14 protein-coding genes are annotated in these 19,542 nt (G+C 62.4%); 10 read left to right on the plus strand and 4 right to left on the minus strand.

All coding sequences use genetic code 11. The annotated features are described in order from the left end of the window. Positions 1-3: 3 nt before the first annotated feature. The 6 genes from flgJ (at position 4) to EL191_RS09245 (ending at position 8,739) form a co-directional block, all read left to right on the plus strand. Positions 4-1,191: a flagellar assembly peptidoglycan hydrolase FlgJ gene (flgJ, locus tag EL191_RS09220; RefSeq protein ID WP_041978310.1), complete on the plus strand. Its 1,188-nt coding sequence runs from the start codon at positions 4-6 to the stop codon at positions 1,189-1,191. 9 nt (positions 1,192-1,200) lie between these two features. Beyond that, positions 1,201-3,246 (plus strand): flagellar hook-associated protein FlgK, encoded by a 2,046-nt coding sequence (gene flgK, locus EL191_RS09225; protein WP_017361913.1) that lies wholly within the window; start codon positions 1,201-1,203, stop codon positions 3,244-3,246. A gap of 62 nt (positions 3,247-3,308) precedes the next feature. Continuing rightward, entirely contained in the window at positions 3,309-4,997 is a 1,689-nt protein-coding gene (locus EL191_RS09230; RefSeq protein ID WP_013714957.1) for a flagellar hook-associated protein 3, read from the plus strand. A gap of 68 nt (positions 4,998-5,065) precedes the next feature. Further along, complete coding sequence (locus EL191_RS09235; RefSeq protein WP_041978314.1) at positions 5,066-7,393, plus strand: PEP-utilizing enzyme; 2,328 nt, start codon at positions 5,066-5,068, stop codon at positions 7,391-7,393. Beyond that, entirely contained in the window at positions 7,390-7,992 is a 603-nt protein-coding gene (locus tag EL191_RS09240; protein ID WP_041769398.1) for a gamma-glutamyl-gamma-aminobutyrate hydrolase family protein, read from the plus strand. The genes EL191_RS09235 and EL191_RS09240 overlap by 4 nt, the downstream gene beginning before the upstream one ends. A gap of 6 nt (positions 7,993-7,998) precedes the next feature. Next, positions 7,999-8,739 (plus strand): phosphocholine cytidylyltransferase family protein, encoded by a 741-nt coding sequence (locus EL191_RS09245; protein ID WP_041978317.1) that lies wholly within the window; start codon positions 7,999-8,001, stop codon positions 8,737-8,739. Between the two features lie 12 nt (positions 8,740-8,751). Here the strand turns inward: EL191_RS09245 and EL191_RS09250 are convergent, their stop codons facing one another. The 4 genes from EL191_RS09250 to EL191_RS09265 are packed head-to-tail and all read right to left on the minus strand — an operon-like array spanning position 8,752 to position 11,631. Further along, positions 8,752-9,477, minus strand: a complete 726-nt coding sequence (locus EL191_RS09250) for a formyltransferase family protein (protein WP_041978319.1) — start codon at positions 9,475-9,477, stop codon at positions 8,752-8,754. Continuing rightward, a complete protein-coding gene (locus tag EL191_RS09255; RefSeq protein ID WP_041978321.1) occupies positions 9,474-10,049 on the minus strand; it encodes a hypothetical protein in 576 nt (191 codons plus the stop codon). The genes EL191_RS09250 and EL191_RS09255 overlap by 4 nt, the downstream gene beginning before the upstream one ends. Beyond that, the gene (locus EL191_RS09260; RefSeq protein ID WP_041978323.1) at positions 10,046-10,567 is read right to left on the minus strand and encodes an adenylyl-sulfate kinase; all 522 of its coding nucleotides are present in this window, start codon (positions 10,565-10,567) and stop codon (positions 10,046-10,048) included. The genes EL191_RS09255 and EL191_RS09260 overlap by 4 nt, the downstream gene beginning before the upstream one ends. After that, positions 10,567-11,631 (minus strand): CDP-glycerol glycerophosphotransferase family protein, encoded by a 1,065-nt coding sequence (locus EL191_RS09265; RefSeq protein WP_041978325.1) that lies wholly within the window; start codon positions 11,629-11,631, stop codon positions 10,567-10,569. The genes EL191_RS09260 and EL191_RS09265 overlap by 1 nt, the downstream gene beginning before the upstream one ends. A gap of 128 nt (positions 11,632-11,759) precedes the next feature. On the opposite strand from EL191_RS09265, the gene EL191_RS09270 reads away from it, so the two are divergent. The 4 genes from EL191_RS09270 to EL191_RS09285 all read left to right on the plus strand — a co-directional run bounded on the left by EL191_RS09270 (position 11,760) and on the right by EL191_RS09285 (position 19,523). Continuing rightward, positions 11,760-12,224 (plus strand): acyltransferase, encoded by a 465-nt coding sequence (locus EL191_RS09270; RefSeq protein WP_041978327.1) that lies wholly within the window; start codon positions 11,760-11,762, stop codon positions 12,222-12,224. A gap of 1 nt (position 12,225) precedes the next feature. Continuing rightward, positions 12,226-13,335 (plus strand): DegT/DnrJ/EryC1/StrS family aminotransferase, encoded by a 1,110-nt coding sequence (locus EL191_RS09275; protein WP_080764261.1) that lies wholly within the window; start codon positions 12,226-12,228, stop codon positions 13,333-13,335. A gap of 147 nt (positions 13,336-13,482) precedes the next feature. Beyond that, positions 13,483-13,893: a sugar 3,4-ketoisomerase gene (locus EL191_RS09280; RefSeq protein WP_013714967.1), complete on the plus strand. Its 411-nt coding sequence runs from the start codon at positions 13,483-13,485 to the stop codon at positions 13,891-13,893. A 71-nt stretch (positions 13,894-13,964) separates the two neighbouring features. Further along, complete coding sequence (locus EL191_RS09285) at positions 13,965-19,523, plus strand: glycosyltransferase (protein ID WP_080764262.1); 5,559 nt, start codon at positions 13,965-13,967, stop codon at positions 19,521-19,523. Positions 19,524-19,542: the final 19 nt, after the last annotated feature.

Here is a 19,542-nt window from a genome sequence, read left to right on the forward strand (position 1 = left end):
AGCATGGATTCTCGACTCTCAGCCGGTCTGCTCGGCAACGGCAAAAGCCCGATCGACAGTGGTGCTTTTACCGACTTGAACCGCCTCAACCAGTTCAAGGTCGGCGGCGACACCGAGCAGAACATCCGCAAGGTCGCTCAGGAGTTCGAGTCGCTGTTCATGAACGAGATGCTCAAGGCCATGCGTTCGGCCAACGCTGCGTTCGGCGAGGGCAACTTCATGAACAGCAACGAGAGCAAGACCTATCAGGACATGCATGACCAGCAGTTGGCAGTGACGCTCTCCAAGGAAGGGCGCGGTATCGGTCTGGCTGACGTACTGGTGCGGCAGATGTCGAAGATCAAGCAGCCGTCGAGCCGGCCCAATCCCTTTGCGCAAATCGAGAAACCGGTTGCTGCGTCGAGCGAAACCAAAGCCGATAAGGTGGCCAGCAGCGAAGGCTTCCGTGACGACGTGGCGCTGCTCAACCGCCGCCGCCTGGCTGTGCCTGGCAAGCTGGCTGATCGTCTGCTGGCGGGCATCGTGCCGTCGACCGGAGAGGGCGAGGGCAAGGCTTTGGCGGGCAATGACTGGATTCCTGCACAGATCGCAAGTACTGCCTCCAAGGGCCAGGGGCTTAGTCTTGGCAACAGCGATGCATTGACCGGGCGTCGTATCGCCCAGCCGCCACTGGCACCTGGCAAGGCCGCCTTCAGTTCGCCGCAGGAGTTCGTTGCCACCATGTTGCCTATGGCGGAAGCGGCTGCCGAGAAGATCGGTGTCGATCCGCGTTATCTGGTGGCCCAGGCCGCGCTGGAAACTGGCTGGGGCAAGTCGATCATTCGTACTGGCGATGGCCAGAGCAGTCACAACCTGTTCGGTATCAAATCCCACAACAGCTGGGACGGCGAGTCTGCCCGCGTGCTCACGACTGAATACAAGGGTGGCAAGGCCGTAAGGGAAGCGGCCAACTTCCGTGCCTACGACTCTTATGCGCAGAGCTTCGACGATTACGTCAGCTTCCTGCAGAACAACGGCCGCTATGAGAAGGCGCTGAACGTCACCGAGAACCCGGAGCGATTCGTCAAGGAACTGCAGCAGGCCGGCTACGCCACCGACCCGAACTATGCACGCAAGATTTCGCAGATCGCCCGCAAGATGCAGACCTATCAGGCCATCGCCGCTGCCGATAGCGCCACCACAAGGACTTGAGGTTGAACCATGGCTGACCTATTGAACATAGGCCTCTCGGGCCTGGCGGCGAATAAGACCTCGCTGGCCGTTACCGGTCACAATATCGTCAACGTCAATACACCTGGCTTCTCCCGTCAGGAGACGATCCAGGCCACTCGCACGCCGCAGTTCAGCGGGGCCGGTTACATCGGTTCGGGTACCACCCTGACCGACGTAAGGCGCATCTATAACGACTTCCTCAATACCCAGGTGCGCAGCAGCACTGCACTCAACAGCGATACCAAGGCGTACCTGAGTCAGATCAACCAGCTCGATTCGTTGCTGGCCGGTAGTAATACGGGGGTTACTCCTGCTATGCAGAAGCTGTTCGCAGCGCTGCAGACCGCAGCGGAAGACCCAGCCAACGTGCCAGCCCGGCAACTGGTGCTGTCCGAAGCGGAAGGCCTGGCCAAGCGTTTCAACAACATCTACGACCGCCTGTACGAGCAAAACGCGTTCATCAACAAGCAGCTCTCGGCGGTGACCGATCAGGTGAACCAACTGGCTACGTCCATTGCTGGCTACAACGATGCGATCGCCGTAGCGTCCTCCAATGGCCAGGCCCCCAACGACCTGCTCGATGCTCGTGAAGAGGCGGTGCGTAAGCTCTCCGAGTTCGTCGGCGTCACCGTGGTGCCGCAGGACGACAACTCCTATAACCTCTTTATCGGTTCTGGCCAGCCCCTGGTGGTGGGAAAGAATGCGGCGCGTCTGGAGGTGACACCGGGGCTGTCTGACCCGCTGCGCAGCGAGATCCAGTTTGTAAGCGGCAACTCGAAGCAGAATGTCAGTTCGCTGATCACTGGCGGAGAAATGGGCGGCCTGTTGCGCTATCGGCAGGACGTGCTGGATACATCGATGAATTCCATCGGTCGACTGTCCTTGTCCATCGCCGACCAGATGAATCGCCAGCTGGGGCAAGGGCTCGATCTCAATGGTGAGTTCGGCAAGGAGCTGTTCCGTCCGATCAACGACCCCTTGTTGCTGGCTCAGCGTAGCCTCGCGCGCATCGGCAACAGCGATCCGATGGCAAACCTCAACGTCAGCATCACCGACACCACGCGTCTGACCACCAGCGATTATGAAGTCGAGTTCACCAGCGCTACTGAATATGTGGTGCGCCGCTCTTCCGATGGCGCGATGTTCCCGGCCAGCCCGGCGACCTTCGATATCAACACGGTGCCCGCGCCGGAAGTCGACGGATTTTCCCTGAGCGTGGCGCAGGGCACCTTCGCTGCCGGCGACCGCTTCACCGTGATGCCGACCCGCAATGCGGCGCGCGACACCCGTGCCGATATGAAAAATCCGGAAGAACTGGCCTTCGCTGCTCCGCTGAAGACCGAGTCGAGCCCGGGCAATACCGGCACCGGTACCGTGAGCCAGCCCAGGCTCAGTACCGAGATCGACATCTACGATCCGGCAGCCCAGGCCGACATGGAGACCAGCCTGCGCAATGCCCCACCGATGCGCATTGTCATGGGCGCTGCCGGTGGTGCTACCCAGTCTTATGAAGTACTGGACATCAACGGCAACGTGATCAACAGCGGCAGCATTACGCCGGGGCAGAGCAACAAGATCACCATCAACGTGCCGGCTAATCCGCCGAACGTACCCAGCGCATTTGCCTACGAAGTAAGTATCGGCGGGCGCCCCTCGCAGGGCGACAATTTTTCGGTGTCGTTCAACACCAACGGCGTTTCGGATAACCGCAATGCGCTGAATCTGGTCGATTTGCAGAAGAAATCGGTGATCGGCATTAACCCGGCAGCGCCCGATACTACCGGAGCGAGCTTCTCCGATGCCTATGGAGATTTGGTCGAGCGAGTTGGCACCCTGACCAGCCAGGCAAGGGTCGATGGTGAGGCGACTGGCGCGATTCTCAAGCAGGCCACCGACAACCGTGATTCTGTTTCCGGGGTAAACCTCGATGAAGAGGCTGCCAAGCTGATTCAGTTCGAGCAGTACTACCAGGCATCGGCACAGATCATTCAAGTTGCGCGCAACCTGTTCGATACTCTGATCAATTCATTCTGATAGTTGCCCTTCCCCCGGGAAGAGGTAGCCTGTGAAAGCAGGCTCGGCAAGAGGCACGCCACATGGTCATGCGCATTTCCTCCATCCAGGCCTTCAATAACGGCGTCTCCGGCCTGGGGCGCAACTATTCCAACCTGATCCGCACCCAGGAGCAGATCAGCAGCGGCAACCGCATCCTCACACCCGCTGACGACCCGGTCGCTTCGGTTCGTCTGCTGCAGCTAGAACAGCAGCAGGCCATGCTCACCCAGTACAAGAACAACCTGGTCGCTGCAGACAACAGCCTGGTCCAGGAAGAGACCACCCTCAACTCGATCAATACCGTTATGCAGCGCGTTCGCGAGCTGGCTGTGCGTGCGGGTGGCGGGGCATTGTCGGCCGACGACCGGAAATCAATCGCCAAGGAACTGGAGGAGCGTGAGGCCGAACTGCTCAACCTTATGAACAGCCAGAACGCCCGTGGCGAGTACCTGTTCAGCGGTAACCTGGGCAAGACTGCACCCTTCGTACGCAACCCCGATGGCACCTACTCCTACATGGGCGACGAAGGTCAACGCAGCCTGCAGGTCGCCAGTTCCACCAATGTGGCGATCAACGACAACGGCAAGCGTCTGTTCGAGAACGTGACCAACGCCAACCGCACGGTCAGCGACAGCGGTGTCAACAATCCGGCGCTGCCTTCGCCGCCGCTGCCGAGTACTACCATCGCACCAGTGCCTGCCGATGAGCAGCGGGTGTTCATGTCCCCTGGCGTGGTTGAAGATGGCCGTGCGTTCAGCGCCGACTTCCGCAATGGCGAGCCATACTCGCTCGCCTTTGTCAGTGGCAGCGAATTTCGTATCTATGATGCTTCCGGTGCCGACGTGACCTCGGAGATTCCGGGGGGCGGCAAGATCGACCCGCTGACCAGTAGCGGCAATACCATCAACTTCCGCGGTTTGCGCTTCCAGCTCGACGTGGTGCTCAAGGAAGGGGATAACCCGCAGGACCTGGATAACCTCCTGGCAGATATCCAGCCACCGGCTACGGCCGGCACGCCTGGTGTCGGCACCCACAGTTTCACCTTGCAATCGGCGCCCACGGAATTTGCCGTGACTCGCTCGTCCACCAACACCTCGGCCGCCGTTATATCGGGGGGAGCCATCGTCAATCAGGGCGTTTTCGATGGCCAGTTCCCCACGTCAGGCGTCGTGGTGCGTTTCACCAACGCTAACGACTATGAGGTTTACGCTCAGCCTATGGGGCCGAACAGTACCGTGCTCACGACGGGCACGGTGACGGCCCCCTATCCTGCAACCTTCGACGTCTATGGCGCGCAGTTCACTATGTCCGGCCCGGCCGCTGCTGCCGGGGGCGACGAGTTCGGCGTGCAACCGCAGTTCCAAGAACAGCGCAGTATTCTCGACAGCATCGCTCGCCTGCGCCAAACGCTGGAATCCTCGCCTACCTCACCAGCCGGTAACCTGGCTATTCGCGATGAGGTGGCCATCGCCCTGAAGAATTTCGACAACGGGGTGGCTAACGTCGATGAGGTCCGCACCGAGATCGGAGCTCGGCGCAATCTGATCGATACCACTCAGATTGATAATGAGGATGTCACCCTGGTTAACAAGTCCGTGCAGGCCGAGTTGCGCGAGCTGGATTACGCCGAGGCATTGTCGCGCCTGTCGTTCCAGACCATCATTCTCGAAGCGGCGCAGCAGAGCTACGTGAAGATCGCAGGGTTGAATCTGTTCAATCAGTTGCGTTGAGCCGCAGTCGCCTGGCTGCTCGCAGTGGCGGCAAGGTACGTTCTACTCATCAGGGATATGGCAGCGGCATGATCGAACAGATTCTGGCTTTTTCCACCAAGGCGGGTTCGCTCGCGCTGCTCGACGGTCGTCTGCACAGTGCCTGCGTATTGCCGCAAGTGATCTTCAGCGTCGCGCAGTGGCGCGAGAGCGCTGAAGCCTGTCTGGTCGAGGTACGCGCCAAGGGCTGGGCCAGCATGGCCGTGCGCAGCAGCAGTAGCCGTGAGGATGGCGAACAGTCGTCGGCTGCCGGGGCGTTCGATTCCTGCCTCAACGTCGCCCCCGACGGCTTGTCGGCCGCTATCGGGCAGGTGCTCGAGTCTATGGGCGGGCAGGGCGCCAGTGCGCACGATCAGGTCTTCGTCCAGCCCATGGTCGGTGATGTGCGCATGGCCGGGGTCGGTTTTGGCCTCGATCCGGCCACGCTGGCGCCGTACTTCGTGATCAACTACGACGAGAGCAGTGGGCGCACCGATGCCGTGACCTCCGGGCGCTCCAACGAACTGCGTACTTTCTATGCCCATCATGCCGCCTGTGAGCTGCCACCCTCGCTGGCTCCCGTGGTAGCGCTGCTGCGCGAGTTGCAGGCGTTGTTCGGGCGCCAGGCCATCGATATCGAATTCGCCATGGACGCGCAGGCGCGACTGTACCTGCTGCAGGTGCGACCGCTGGTGCTCGGCGCCGAACCGGTCGATGCCCAGGCGCATGGCAAGCTGGTTCGCCTGATTCACGACCGCATCGCCCAGGGCATTCGCCCGCAGCCCTTCCTGCATGGCGAGCGCACCGTGTTCGGGGTGATGCCGGACTGGAATCCGGCCGAGATCATCGGTGTGCGACCACGGCCACTGGCTCTGTCGCTGTACCGTGAGTTGGTGACCGACATGATCTGGGCCTACCAACGCAACAACTACGGCTACCGCAACCTGCGCAGCTTCCCGCTGATGCTGCATTTTCACGGGCTGCCCTACATCGACGTGCGCGTCAGCTTCAACTCCTTCATCCCGCGCGACATCGACGGAGCCCTGGCTGACAAGCTGGTCAACTACTACATCGAGCGCCTGTTGTCCGCGCCCAATCTGCATGACAAAGTCGAGTTCGAGATCGTTTTCTCCTGCTACACGCTGGATCTGCCGCAACGCCTGCAGGCCCTGCAGGATGCGGGGTTCACTGAGGCCGAGTGCCGACGCCTGGCCGACAGCCTGCGCGAGCTGACCAACCGTATCGTCCACAACGAAACCGGCCTGTGGCGCACCGATCGGCAGAAGCTCGACGTGCTGCTGGCCAGACGCGACGAGATCCTCGGTGCCGATACCGATCCGGTGACGCGCATCTACTGGCTGCTGGAAGACTGCCGTCGCTACGGTACGCTGCCGTTTGCCGGGCTGGCGCGGGCTGGCTTCATCGCCGTACAACTGCTGCGTTCGTTGGTCACCGTGGGCGTGCTCGACCAGAGCGAGTACGACGCGTTTCTCAACGGTCTATCCACAGTCAGTGGGCAGATGACTCAGGATCTTGCGCAACTGGATCGCACCACCTTCCTGGCGCGCTACGGCCACCTGCGGCCGGGCACTTACGACATCCTTTCGCCGCGCTACGACGAGGCGCCCGATCTGTATTTCGACTGGCACAACCTGGCGGTCGAGGCTCGCCACGACAGTGGCCGTTTCGCCCTGTCGCTGGCGCAGATGCGCGAGATCAGCCGCCTGCTCAGTGAGCACGGGTTGTCCCATGACGTGGTGGGGTTGTTCGATTTCCTCCAGGCCGGCATCGAATTGCGCGAATACGCCAAGTTCGTGTTCACGCGCAACCTGTCCGATGCGCTGTCGCTGTTCCGTGAACTGGGCCATGACCTGGGCTTCAGCGCCGAGGACATGTCCTACGCCAACATTCAGGTGATCAAGGAGCTGCATGCCGCCAGCGCCGACCCCAGGGAGCTGATCGCTGCCAGCATCGAGGAAGGGCGCCGGCGCTACGGCGAAACCTGTCAGATCGTCTTGCCGCCGCTGATCACTCGTGCCGAAGACGCCTTCTGTTTTCACCTGCCGCAGGCCGAGCCGAACTTCATCACCCAGCGCCAGGTGACGGGTTCGGTGATGGACTACCACCAGCGCGACCAGTTGCACGGGGCCATCGTCATGATTCCCAGCGCCGACCCCGGGTTCGACTGGATCTTCTCGCACCGCATCGCTGGCTTCATCACCGCCTATGGCGGTACCAACTCGCACATGGCGATCCGCGCCAACGAACTCGGCCTGCCTGCCGTGATCGGTGCAGGAGAGGTGCTTTATCGCAAGTGGGCTGCCGCACAGATGCTCAACATCGACTGCGCCAACCGACGCGTCGAGGTGTTGCGGTGAGGGTGGTGCTGGTCAGCCAGCGCGTTGATGTGCTGGCTGACCGCGGCGAGCGCCGCGATGCGCTGGATCAGCGCCTGGCGGACTGGCTGGCGAGCCACGGGCTTTTGCCGGTGCCGGTGCCCAATCGGGCCGAGCGCCTGGACGCCCTGTGGGCGCAAGTAAACCCCACCGCTGTGGTGCTCAGCGGCGGCAATGACCTGGCTGAGTACGGTGGCGATGCCCCGGAGCGTGACGCTGTCGAACGCGCGCTGCTGGCGCGGGCCATGGCCGAGCAGGTGCCGCTGTTTGCCCTGTGCCGTGGCGCGCAACTGCTGCTCGATGCCTTCGGCAATCGCCTGGAGCGGGTGGCCGGGCATGTTGGTACACGCCACCGTCTGCTGATCGACGGGCGTGAGACCGAGGTCAACAGCTACCACCAATGGGGTTGCCGTTCGCTGGCTGCGCCCCTGGAAGTCCTGGCACGCAGTGAAGATGGCGTGATCGAGGCCTTCTTTCACCCGCAGCTGCCGCTGCTGGGCGTGATGTGGCACCCCGAGCGGGAAGCGCCTTTCGCCGAGTTGGACGGCCTGCTCCTGAATCGCTGTTTGAACAAGGAATGAGCTTCCATGACACGTGCCATCATCCTCGCTGCCGGGCGCGGCAGCCGCATGGGCGAGCTGACCGCCGAGCAGCCCAAGTGCTTCGCTCGTCTGCACGGGCGTCGCCTGCTGGACTGGCAACTGCAGGCGCTACGGGGCGCCGGTATCGAGCGCCTGGCCCTGGTGCGGGGGTATCGCGGCGAGTGCTTTGACGAGCCGCTGACCTACTTCGAAAACCCCCGCTGGCAACAGAGCAACATGGTGCGCACCCTGCTGGCCGCAGATGCCTGGCTGGCGGCGGAGGCTTGCATCGTCAGCTACAGCGATATCTTCTACAGTGCCGCCACCGTGGCGACCCTGAGCCGGGTCAAGGCCGACCTGGCGATTGCCTACGATCCGCACTGGCATGCGCTGTGGTCACAACGTTTTGCCGACCCGCTGGCCGATGCCGAGAGCTTCCGCCTAGATGCCAGCGGCAATCTGGCCACCATTGGCGAGCGTTGTCAGAGCGTCGCCGAGATCGAGGGGCAGTACATGGGCCTGCTCAAGTTCACCCCGTCCGGCTGGGGGCAGGTGCGCGAGTTGTTGCTGCAGCGAGGCGACGAGGCGATAGACCGTCTGGACATGACCAGCCTGCTGCGCTTGCTGCTGCAGGCCGGTCTGCCAATCGCCGTGTCGCCGGTACAAGGCCCTTGGGGAGAGGTGGACGCTGCCGATGACCTGGCGCTCTATCACCGGCTGTTCACCCCAGAGGCGCTACACGCCTGAACGACTGCGTGTTCAGTCTGTCGCGCCGGGCAGGCTGAGTAGCGCCAGGTGCTTGAGCACCGGGTGAATGACGTAGTAGGTGTTGCCCTGTTCGGCGTCCTGTTGCAACACCACGTCCAGTTCGCCGCTGGCCTGATAGCGGCGCAGCACCTCCAGCAGCAGGTCGGCGCGGATCGCCGTGTCGTAGCGGCGGTCGATGTCGGTGCCCAGTGGAGGTGCCGGGTAGCGTTTGCGGGCCAGTACCGGGCCGGTGTCGATTTGAGTGTCGAGCAGAATGGCGCTGGCGGCGCAGACGCCTTCTTCCAGCAAGCTGTAGTAGACGGTCGTACTGCCACGGTAGTCGGGCAGCCAGCCGCTGTGTACATGCAGCAGCGGGATGCCCAGTTCGATCAGGGGCGGCTTGACGATCTGCCCGCCATACCCGGAGAAGATCACCAGACGCGGTGCCCGCTCACGCACGGCATTGATGACCTGCTGATCGTTTATGTCGCGTGTCGCCAGGCAGGTGATGGGTACATCGCAGTCGGCCAGGGTGCGGCTGAGGGGGATGCCCAGATCCGGCAGCAGAACCCCCATCAGCTCTCGGGCCGGCTCGCTCGGCGTCGTGGGGGATTGCGGCGCCTCGCCGAGCAGCAAGGCGTGGGAGGGCATCAGGCCATGGGCAGCCAGGGTCTGCACGTAAGCCTGGCTGCGCGCACTGTGCGCTGCGATCAGCAGAACGTCGTCGAGGTGGGTCATGGGGCGAGCTCCACGTTGGCCTGTGATGCAATGCGAGCGACCCAATCCTGTTCGGCCGCGATCAGCCAGGCGAGCTGAGCGCCCTGGGGCGGGCTCAGGCGCGGGAGAATCGAGATCAGGCTGTCGATGACCTTGAGCAGGCCATTGAGAAAGGGCAGGGCGCCAGGCTGCTCGGCTTGATGTAGGCACAGCACGGCGAATTGCAGGTAGATATTCAGGTCATCGTAGCCGTTATCGGCGACCGCCTTGAAGTTCACGTCATAGCGGCGGTGCAGGCGCTTGCTGACCTCGAAGCGTTGCAGCAAACGTTCGGCCAGGCGCCGCTTGCCCGGTGCATCCGCGGCCGCGTGCAACAGGTCGGCCAGCAGTGCAGCTGTATTCGCAGGGTGTTCGTGGTGTTCGGCGGCTACGGGTAACGGCACGGCCTGCGCTGGAGGCAGTTGCGCCAGCGCCGTCTGACGGCTCGCACGCCACGCCGGGAAGAAGGCCGTGCCGTGGTACTGACTGTAGAAGTAGGTGTTGCGCTCCTCGAGCCGATCACCCTGGCTGTAGGGGTAGTCGATGTCGCTCATGCCATCGACCCCTGTGCTCGTTGCAGGATGTCACGGGCCAATTCGGCTATGTCGGTCGGTTGGCTGGTGTCGATTTCCAGATCCGCTGCGCTGGGTGGCGGGAAGGGTATGTCCACGCCCACCATGTCGCTCATCTCGCCGGCCAGCGCCTGGCGGTAGAGCCCCTTGGTGTCGCGCTCGACCAGCGTCTGCATCGGCGGGTTGAGGTAGACCTCGTAGTAGTGGCGAAAGCGTGTGCGGTTGAGCGCGCGCAGATCGGGGAAGATCGACAGGATGCTGCATACCACGTTGATCTCCTGCGCATCGAGCCAGGCGCACAGCTCGAAGATGCGCTCGGCGTTGAGACGCCGCCCTGCCAGGCTGTAGTCCGCGGCCTGGGTATCCTGGCGGAAGATGCGCCGAACCTCGTCGCCATCCACCAGCAGGGTATTGGCTGCCTGCTGCTTCCACTGGCGGGTGATTTCGCGACCGAGTGTTGTCTTGCCCGAGCCGGACAGGCCGATCAACCAGATGACCATCAGCCTCTCCCTGCCAGGGAGCGGGCACTGTTGGCGATCGCCACGGCGGCTACCTGACCAGCGTAACCGTAGAACGGCGCGAAGTAGTAATGGCTGAGGGTCTTGCGGATCGGTCGCTGGGCCTCCCACAGGCTGGCATCCTCCAACAACTCTTCGAGGCGACCGCTGTGCTGGTTACCAAGGTGAGGCAGGTACTTGCGCAGCCAGATGTCCGAGGAGTCCTCGCCCATCAGCGGATCGGCTTCGGCCTTGGGCAGGTCGAGCAGCAGCACATTGCGATCGGTGTAGATGCCGCCGAAGGCGGAGCCACCGTAGTCGCACAGCAGGAAGTCGGCGAGCTGGAACAGCACGACGTTGTCGATATGTTCGCGGATCACGCAGGTGAAACGCTCCAGCTCGCGCATGCGCGCCGGCTCGTCGGTGATGGTGATCGGGTGGGGTTTGACGATGACGTTGTAGCGCGCCTGCAAACGTGCGACGGCGGCAGCGAACAGGTCGATCGAGCTGAGCGTGCTCCAGGTCGGCAGCCACACCACGGTCTGCCGATTGGGGGCGAGTTTCAGCTCGGTCAGGCGCGCTGTGCGATCCAGCGGCTGGTTGAAGAAACGGTCGAAGCGGGGGTAGCCCATCTGGATCTTCAGCGTGTCCTGGCAGAATTCCAGGTGCTCAGCCTGATAAGGGCCGAAGCAGAGGATGCTGTCGTACACCTGGTTCCAGGACTGGAAGTTCCAGCCAGCCTTGCCGTTGGCGTACATGAACCGCAGGTTGTAGCGGCCGATGGACTTGGGCAGGTAGGGCGAGTCTGCGCCACGCAGGTAATGCTGGGGGAAGTTCGACACCAGGGTGGTGTAGCGCTCCTTGCGGGCGAGCATTTCGCGTGCGTCGCGCCATGGCAACTGATGCCGCTGGCAGCCGGCGACCACGGCGTCGATGTCCTGCTGCGTCTTGCCGGTAACGGCGATCTCCACGCTGCCTGTCGGCAGGTGCTGCCAGACCGCGTGGTAGTGATTGAACATCTCAGGGTTGTGAATCAGAAAACCGAAGCGTTCGAGTTCGCTGGCCATGCCGTCCCGTCCTGGCGATTACCGATGCGCCATGTTACTGGAAATTAACCGGCGGTTGAGGCGCTTCTTCCGTGACGCTTCAGGCTAGGCTTGCTACGCTCGAAACTTCTCTCAAGGGCAGTCCATACATGGCATCGATCCATCCGTCCGCGGACGTCAAAAGCCACTCGATTGGTGAGGGCACCTCGGTCTGGCAGTTCGTGGTGATCCTCGCGCAGGCGCGCATCGGTCGCGACTGCAACATCAACGCCCACTGCTTCATCGAGAACGACGTGGTGCTCGGTGATCGGGTTACGGTGAAATGCGGCGTATACCTGTGGGACGGCCTGCGTATCGCCGACGATGTTTTCATCGGTCCCAACGCCACCTTCACCAATGATCGATTGCCGCGTTCCAAGCGATATCCCGACAGCTTCCCGCAGACCGTGATCGAACGTGGCGCCTCCATTGGTGCCGCGGCGGTCATCCTGCCAGGCCTGACCATCGGCGCCGGTGCCATGGTCGGCGCCGGCGCGGTGGTGACCCGCGATGTTCCTGCCCGCGCGCTGGTCGTTGGCAACCCTGCACGTATCGTGCGTTACCTGGATGAGTGACATGTTTCCTTTTCTCGATCTGGCCGGGATCAACCGGCGCGATGAAGCAGCACTGACCGAGGCGTTTCAGCGGGTGCTGCGTTCCGGCTGGTATGTACTGGGTACCGAAGTCGCCGCGTTCGAGGCCGAGTACGCGGCTGCCTGTGGAGTGGCGCATGCCATCGGCGTGGGCAACGGCCTGGATGCACTGACCCTGATTTTGCGTGGCTATCGGCAGTTGGGGCGTCTGGCCGAGGGTGACGAGGTGATCCTGCCCGACAACAGCTTTGTCGCCACCGCGCTGGCCGTCAGTGAGGCTGGGCTGACGCCGGTCTTGGTCGAGCCCGAGGCGGACACGTTCAACATCGATCCGGCTGCCGTCGAGACCGCAATCAGCCCGCGCACACGGGCAATCATCGCCGTGCACCTGTACGGGCGTCTGGCTGACATGCGGCGTCTGCGCACACTCGCCGATCAGCACGGGCTGTTGCTGATCGAGGATGCGGCTCAGGCACATGGCGCAGTGGATGCCCGCGGGCACGCTGCGGGTGCCCTCGGCGATGCGGCAGGCTTCAGCTTTTTTCCGGTAAAGAACCTTGGCGCACTTGGCGATGCCGGTGCTCTGACCACCAACGACGATGATCTGGCCGAGCAGGTGCGCAAGCTGCGTAACTACGGCTCCAGCCGCAAGTACGTGCACGAGTTGCAGGGCATCAATTCGCGCCTTGACGAGTTGCAGGCTGCGCTTTTGCGGGTAAAGCTGGCGCGTCTGGTTGATGATGCCCTGGCCCGACGCGACCTGGCGGCGCGTTATCTGGCCGGCATAGACAACCCGCATCTGCAACTGCCCCAGGCTCCGCACGTGTCCGGAAGCCACGTCTGGCACCAGTTCGTCATACGCTGCGAGGCACGAGAGGCCTTGCAGGCGCATCTCGAGCGTCACGGCGTACCGAGCCTGATCCACTACCCGATTCCCATCCATCGCCAGGCCGCTTACCCCGAGTTTGCCGACCGGCACCTGCCGCTCTCGCAACGCCTGGCTGGCGAGGTGCTCAGCTTGCCGCTATACCCGGGAATGGCAAATGAATGGGTCGAGCAGACCATTGAAGCGTGCAACGCTTTCCGCGTCTGATAGGGAAGGTGGTTCGAGTTTTGCTTTGGAGCATAACGACCCTGTCTATCATGTTTTCTTGACGCAGCGACTGCATGGGCTCGGTCACCTGGAAGGTGATCGGGAGGCAGACGGGAATGGGTTACACCAGCGTATTTGGAGCGTTCTATGTCTCTTCAGCACTGCAAGATCATCGATCTGCCAATCGTCGAGGATCGGCGTGGCAACCTCACTTTCATCGAGGGAGGGCGACACATTCCCTTCGATATCCAGCGTGTCTACTACCTCTATGACGTTCCCGGCGGCTCTCACCGCGGCGGCCATGCTCACAAGGGGCTGCACCAGCTGTTGATCGCCATGTCGGGCAGTTTCGACATCCTGCTGGATGATGGGCGAACCAAGTTCAAGTACCACCTCAACCGTTCCTATTACGGTCTTTATATTCCGCCGATGATCTGGCGCGAGATCGACAACTTCTCCAGCGGCTCGGTGTGCATGGTGCTGGCGTCCGAGCACTACAGCGAAGACGATTACTACCGCGACTACGACCAGTTCTCCCTGGCTGCCAACGGCAAGTAATCCGCCATTGCGGCCTGTGGCCGCCATAACCCGGCTGGCTGTTTTCACTTTTTTCAATCGGAGTTTTCTGCATGCCCCAGGGAAGTCATCTGCCAGACGCAGTGGTCAGCGCCAGGGTCGTTTCCGCCCGAAGCGCCAAGGGCTGTGTCGATCTGACCGAGCTGGCTGCCGCCGAGAGCTGGTCGCCGGCACCGCTGGAGATGGTGGGATTCTCTCTGCCGGAAAGCGTGCGGCAGGCCCGGCAGCGCATGTTGGTTCAGTACCGCGGACGCTTTCACGATGTGCGCCTGGTCGCCGGCATGGCCGGTATTGGCGATATCGCCAATGGTGAGTATGTCTGCGACGGCGTTTACGACAACCTTGGGCGAGTGAATAACGCCTGGTATGAAAAACACGGGTTGCGCGTCGATGACAACGGCACGTGCGCGTTTTTCGCCGGCAAGGGCGAGTCGTTGCAGGTGGCCAATGCCATCAGCTTCTTCGGCTGGGAAAACGGCAACTATGCGCACTGGTTGAGCGAGAAGCTCGGGCGCTTCTACTGGATCGAGCAGGCCGACCTGCCACACGATACCGTGGTGCTGGTCGAGGCTGGCTTGCCGGCTTCTATCATGGATGCCCTGGCTTTGTTCTGGCCGCGTGAGCGTACGCTTTGCGTGCCGCCGGGAAGTGCTTGCCAGGTGGCTGTGCTGCACCATTTCTCCGACACCGCCGATATCTGGGAGCCGCGTGCCGGCTACGTCTATCGCGGTGACGAATACCATCTCTATCCGCCGGCCATTGCCTGGATGGCCAGCCAGGTCAAGGCCCGCTGCGCTGCGGTCGAGGGCCAGGACAAGGCCTACCTGATTCGGCCGCCGGGCGGCAATGGCCGTACTATCGTCAACCAGCAGGAGCTGATCCGCGAGCTCAGTCGCGATGGCTTTCAGGCCTTTCAGCCGGAGGTGCGCGACTTTGCCTCGCAGGTGCGTGCGCTAGCCGGTTGCGAACTGGCGATCCTCGGTTCTGGCGCGGCTGCCGCCAATCTTCTGTGGATGCCCCGTGGCGGCACCCTGGTGATGCTGATCCAGGATAATCCGCAGATGTGGTACTGGTTCTTCCATGCCCTGGCTGCTGCGGTGGGCGTGCGTTTGGTCTATCACCCGGTCAAGGGCTTGCCTGGCACCCACAGCGTTGTCTACCACTGGAACGTAGAAATTCCCATCGAGGCCCTGCTCCAATGGCTGGCCCAGGATGCACAGCGCGCCAGCCAGGCGCTGCCTGAGCAGCCGCTGGGCGTCGCGACTTTGCAGAGCGAGCTCGCCGGGCGGCGCCGCAGAACGCTGCCCGAGCCGCTTTCTGTCGAGCCACAGGAGGAGGGCGTAGATGTCACCGTTGCGGTGATGTCCTACAACAATGCCGCATTCCTGGCTCAGACCCTCGATTCGATCCTGGCTCAGGAGGGTGTACGGCTCGAGGTGGTGGTCTACGACGACTGCTCGAAAGACGACAGCCTGGAGGTTCTGAAACGCTATGCCGGCGAGCCGCGCCTGCATTTCGAGGTCAACCCCCAGAACCTGGGCATGACCGGCAACTACAACAAGTGCGTGGCGGCCGGGCGCGGTCGTTACGTGGTGGTACTGGGTTCCGATGACGTGCTCTACCCGGGCCACCTGGCCTCGTTGGTCGAGGCCATGGATGCCAGTCCGCAGGCTGCGCTGGGCTATACCCAGTGCTACTGGATCGACGAGCAGGGGGTACGCCAGCAGTACGCGGATCACCCAGGGCACCGGCGCGCATCGTATTGCGGTGGGCGCGACGAAGTAATCGACCTGCTGTGTTTCGACAACTACATCACGCCTTCCGCCGCCATGTTGCGCCGTAGTGCACTGCATCTCGTCGCACTGCCGGAAGGCGGCATCCACCGCCACGACATGCTCGCTGGCGATTGGGAACTATGGATTCGCCTGGCCCGTGTGGCGCCCGATTTCGTATTCCTGCGCCAACCCAGCGTCGGCTATCGGGTGCACGGCGGACAGATCTCCAAGAGTTTCTATGGCAGTGACCGTCCGCTGCGCGAGCACACCGAGATTCTCGAGATGTGCCTGGATGACGCGCCGACCCGTGTGCGCATGCGAGGCGCTGCGCAACCGATCTGGCAGCTCTACCGCCAGCGTTTCGAGGCCTATCCGGCCGAGGTTCGGGCGCCGTTGCAGGTGCGCATCGATGCCGTCCGTCGTGCGCTGCTGGAGCAGAACAGCCATGATGAGGTTGCGACGTGCCTGTTCTCCATCATCCTCACCACCTACAACCGCGCCGATTTGTTGAAGGATGCTCTGGCCAGCGTCGGCAACCAGACCTTGCGCGATTTCGAAGTCATTCTGATCAACGATAACGGCGAGCCGGTTGAACACCTGCTGGCCGATTACGCGTTTCCCATCACCTATATCCGCCAGGGCCGCAACCAGGGCTTGTCAGCCGCGCGTAACGCCGGCCTCAAGCTGGCGCGTGGGCGCTACATCGTCTACCTCGACGATGACGACATCTATCTGCCCAACCACCTTGCCGTGCTGGCCGAGGCCTTCGAGCAGCATCCAGATAGCGTCATTTATACCGGCGTCGAGTACGTCAATGAAAAGCTGGAGGATGGCCAGCGTATCGAGCTTGGTCGTGACCAGCCGTTCAAGCACGAGGTGTTCGACCGCGATCGCCTGTTCGTGCAGAACTACATCCCGGTCAACACCTGGGCACATCCGCGCCAGATGCTGGCCACTGTCGGTGAGTTCGACACCGGGCTGGCGGCCTTCGAAGACTGGGACATGCTCCTGCGTATGGCCACGCGCTACCCGTTCGTGCACGTACCGACGGTGACCAGCGAAGTCCACACCCGTGCCCCGGGCGCCGGCGGCGACCACATGCTCGGTCGTGAGCGCAAGAACTTCCCGGCGCTGTACCGCGAGCTCTACGAGCGCTACGGCGGTTCCGCCAGCGAGGGGCTGCAGCGTGGTCGTCAGCAGATGCTCGAAAGCCTGGGGGAACGACCCAAGGATGGGCTTGCGCAGTGGCTGGCCAAACGCTTGCCGACCGCAGCTGAAAACCGCCTGATCTTCGACTATCTGCAGGGGCACCAGGGCGGGCCGCTGATTGGTGTGGTGGTAGTCGATACCGAGGGGCAGTCCGAGGCGCTGATGGCCACGCTCAAGAGCCTGCTCGGCGAGCGCTGCCTCTATGCGACGCTGCGTATTCTGGTGATCACCCCGGCCGACGCGCCCGCCACCTCGGCGGCGGACAAGCTGCATTTCCTGAAAATGGCCGACGAGCCTCTGGTTGCGCAGATCAACCGCGCGGTCGAGGCCTGCGATTGCCAGTGGTTCATGTTGGCGCGTGCCGGCGATGAGTTTACCCAGAGCGGTCTGATGGTCGCCGGGCTCGAACTGGCTGGTAACCCCGAATGCCGCGCGGTGTATGGCGATCAACTTCAACGCCTGCCGGACGGCAGCTTGGGCGGGGCCTTCCTGCCGGGCTTCAACCTGGATCTGCTGCTCAGCTTCCCGATGGTGATGGCGCGTCATTGGTTGTATCGCCGCGATCTGTTCCTCGCTGTCGGTGGCTTCGACTCGGCGTTCCCCGATGCTTTTGAGTTCGAACTGCTGACCCGCTTCATCGAACAGGAAGGTCTGGCTGGCCTGGGTCATATCGATGAGCCGCTGTTGATCACCGAAGCGCCTACGCTGCGTGACAATCCTGACGAGCGCCGGGTGATCGAGCGTCACCTGGGTAATCGAGGCTATCAGGCTCAGGTGCTGCCCGGCTTGCCGGGACGTTATCGGGTGCACTACGGCCATGGCGCTGCTCCCCTGGTGTCGATCATTCTCGCCACGGATGTGCCGTTGGCCGCTTTGCAGCGCTGTACCGACAGCTTGCTGGAAAAGACGGCCTACGGTCATTACGAGCTGTTGCTGGCCGATAGCGGCACGCGGGCTGACGTCAGCGCTTGGTTGCGTGAGGTGGCGTTACTCGGTGACGACAAGGTTCGCGTGTTTCCCTCAGAAGCTGGGCTCGCGCAGAATCGCGCTGCCGAGCAGGCACGTGGCGAATACCTGCTGCTGCTTTCTGGCGAAGCGGCCATCGTCAATGCTGACTGGCTGGATGAGTTGCTCAACCACGCTCAGAGGCCGGAGGTCGGTGTGGTCGGCGGCAAGCTGCTGACGCCGGACGGACGTATCGCCCAGGCTGGGCTGCTGCTGGGTGTCAACGGCCCGGCGACGGCCGCCTTCGCCGGTGAGGCGTTGGATGCGGCGGGCTATATGCAACGTCTGCAGGTGGATCAGAACTACAGCGCCGTCGGTGAGCAATGCCTGATGGTGCGTGCCGAAGTGTTCCGCCAGGTTGGTGGGATGGATGCCGGGCTGAATGCCTTCCGCGATGTGGATCTCTGCTTGCGCGTGCGCGATGCCGGGTATCTGACGGTCTGGGCGGCAAACGCGATCATCCTGCATGAGGCGGAGCAGGTACGGGCCAGTACCGCGGCAGAAGATCAGCTCTACGAGCGTTACCTGCCGCAGCTGGCAAACGATCGTGCATACAACCGTAATCTGGCATTGAGCGGGCGGGGCTTCGATCTGGAAAGCGATGTGTCCCTGACCTGGCGTCCTCTGAGTTGGCGTCCTTTACCGGTGGTATTGGCCCACCCGGCCGACCCCTGGGGATGTGGTCATTACCGCGTCATCCAGCCGCTAACGGCGCTGAAGTCTCAGGGGTTGGCCGATGGCACTCTGTCCATGGGGTTGTTGCAGGTAACAGACCTGGAGCGCTACGACCCGGACGTGGTCGTGTTGCAGCGCCAGATTGGCGATGATCGCCTGGAGGCCATGCGCCGTATCAAGCGTTTCTCGCGGGCGTTCAAGGTCTACGAGCTGGACGACTATTTACCCAATCTGCCGCTGAAAAGCGTGCATCGGGATCAGATGCCCCGCGATATCCTCAAGTCTCTGCGTCGCGGTCTGGAGTTTGTCGACCGCTTCGTAGTCTCCACTCAGCCATTGGCAGAGGCGTTCGCCGGTTTGCATGGTGATATCCGTGTAATCGAGAACCGTCTGCCAGTGAAATGGTGGAAGGGGCTGCAAAGCCAGCGTCGGCGAGGGCGTAAGCCTCGGGTCGGCTGGGCTGGTGGGGTCAGCCATACCGGCGATCTGGATCTGATCGTCGATGTCGTCCGCGAGTTGGCGGGAGAGGTCGAGTGGGTATTTATGGGCATGTGTCCGGATGCTATCCGGCCCTTCATTAATGAATTTCACGGCGGTGTCGATATCGAGTCTTACCCGGTTGCGCTCGCGAATCTGGATCTCGATCTGGCGCTGGCGCCGGTGGAGGCCAATCTGTTCAACGAGTGCAAGAGCAACTTGCGCCTGCTGGAGTATGGCGCCTGCGGCTTTCCGGTGATCTGCAGTGACTTGGTGTGTTATCGCGGAGATCTTCCTGTGACGCGGGTGAAAAATCGCTTCCGCGATTGGGTCGACGCCATCCGCATGCATATCAGCGATCTGGATGCCACTGCTCAGGCGGGTGATCGCCTGCGCGAAGCGGTTTATCGCGACTGGATGCTGGACGGTGAGAACCTGGAACGCTGGCGCAAGGCCTGGATGCCTGACTGAATGTGCCGCAAAAACCGTC

It is taken from the genome of Pseudomonas mendocina (assembly GCF_900636545.1).
Taxonomy (GTDB): Bacteria; Pseudomonadota; Gammaproteobacteria; order Pseudomonadales; family Pseudomonadaceae; genus Aquipseudomonas; species Aquipseudomonas mendocina.

Bases quoted from the DNA above. Each gene is read 5' to 3' on its own strand.
- flgJ (WP_041978310.1), top strand. From the start codon at position 4: ATGGATTCTCGACTCTCAGCCGGTCTGCTCGGCAACGGCAAAAGCCCG.
- flgK (WP_017361913.1), top strand. From the start codon at position 1,201: ATGGCTGACCTATTGAACATAGGCCTCTCGGGCCTGGCGGCGAATAAG.
- EL191_RS09230 (WP_013714957.1), top strand. From the start codon at position 3,309: ATGGTCATGCGCATTTCCTCCATCCAGGCCTTCAATAACGGCGTCTCC.
- EL191_RS09235 (WP_041978314.1), top strand. From the start codon at position 5,066: ATGATCGAACAGATTCTGGCTTTTTCCACCAAGGCGGGTTCGCTCGCG.
- EL191_RS09245 (WP_041978317.1), top strand. From the start codon at position 7,999: ATGACACGTGCCATCATCCTCGCTGCCGGGCGCGGCAGCCGCATGGGC.
- EL191_RS09250 (WP_041978319.1), bottom strand. From the start codon at position 9,477: ATGACCCACCTCGACGACGTTCTGCTGATCGCAGCGCACAGTGCGCGC.
- EL191_RS09255 (WP_041978321.1), bottom strand. From the start codon at position 10,049: ATGAGCGACATCGACTACCCCTACAGCCAGGGTGATCGGCTCGAGGAG.
- EL191_RS09260 (WP_041978323.1), bottom strand. From the start codon at position 10,567: ATGGTCATCTGGTTGATCGGCCTGTCCGGCTCGGGCAAGACAACACTC.
- EL191_RS09265 (WP_041978325.1), bottom strand. From the start codon at position 11,631: ATGGCCAGCGAACTCGAACGCTTCGGTTTTCTGATTCACAACCCTGAG.
- EL191_RS09270 (WP_041978327.1), top strand. From the start codon at position 11,760: ATGGCATCGATCCATCCGTCCGCGGACGTCAAAAGCCACTCGATTGGT.
- EL191_RS09275 (WP_080764261.1), top strand. From the start codon at position 12,226: ATGTTTCCTTTTCTCGATCTGGCCGGGATCAACCGGCGCGATGAAGCA.
- EL191_RS09280 (WP_013714967.1), top strand. From the start codon at position 13,483: ATGTCTCTTCAGCACTGCAAGATCATCGATCTGCCAATCGTCGAGGAT.
- EL191_RS09285 (WP_080764262.1), top strand. From the start codon at position 13,965: ATGCCCCAGGGAAGTCATCTGCCAGACGCAGTGGTCAGCGCCAGGGTC.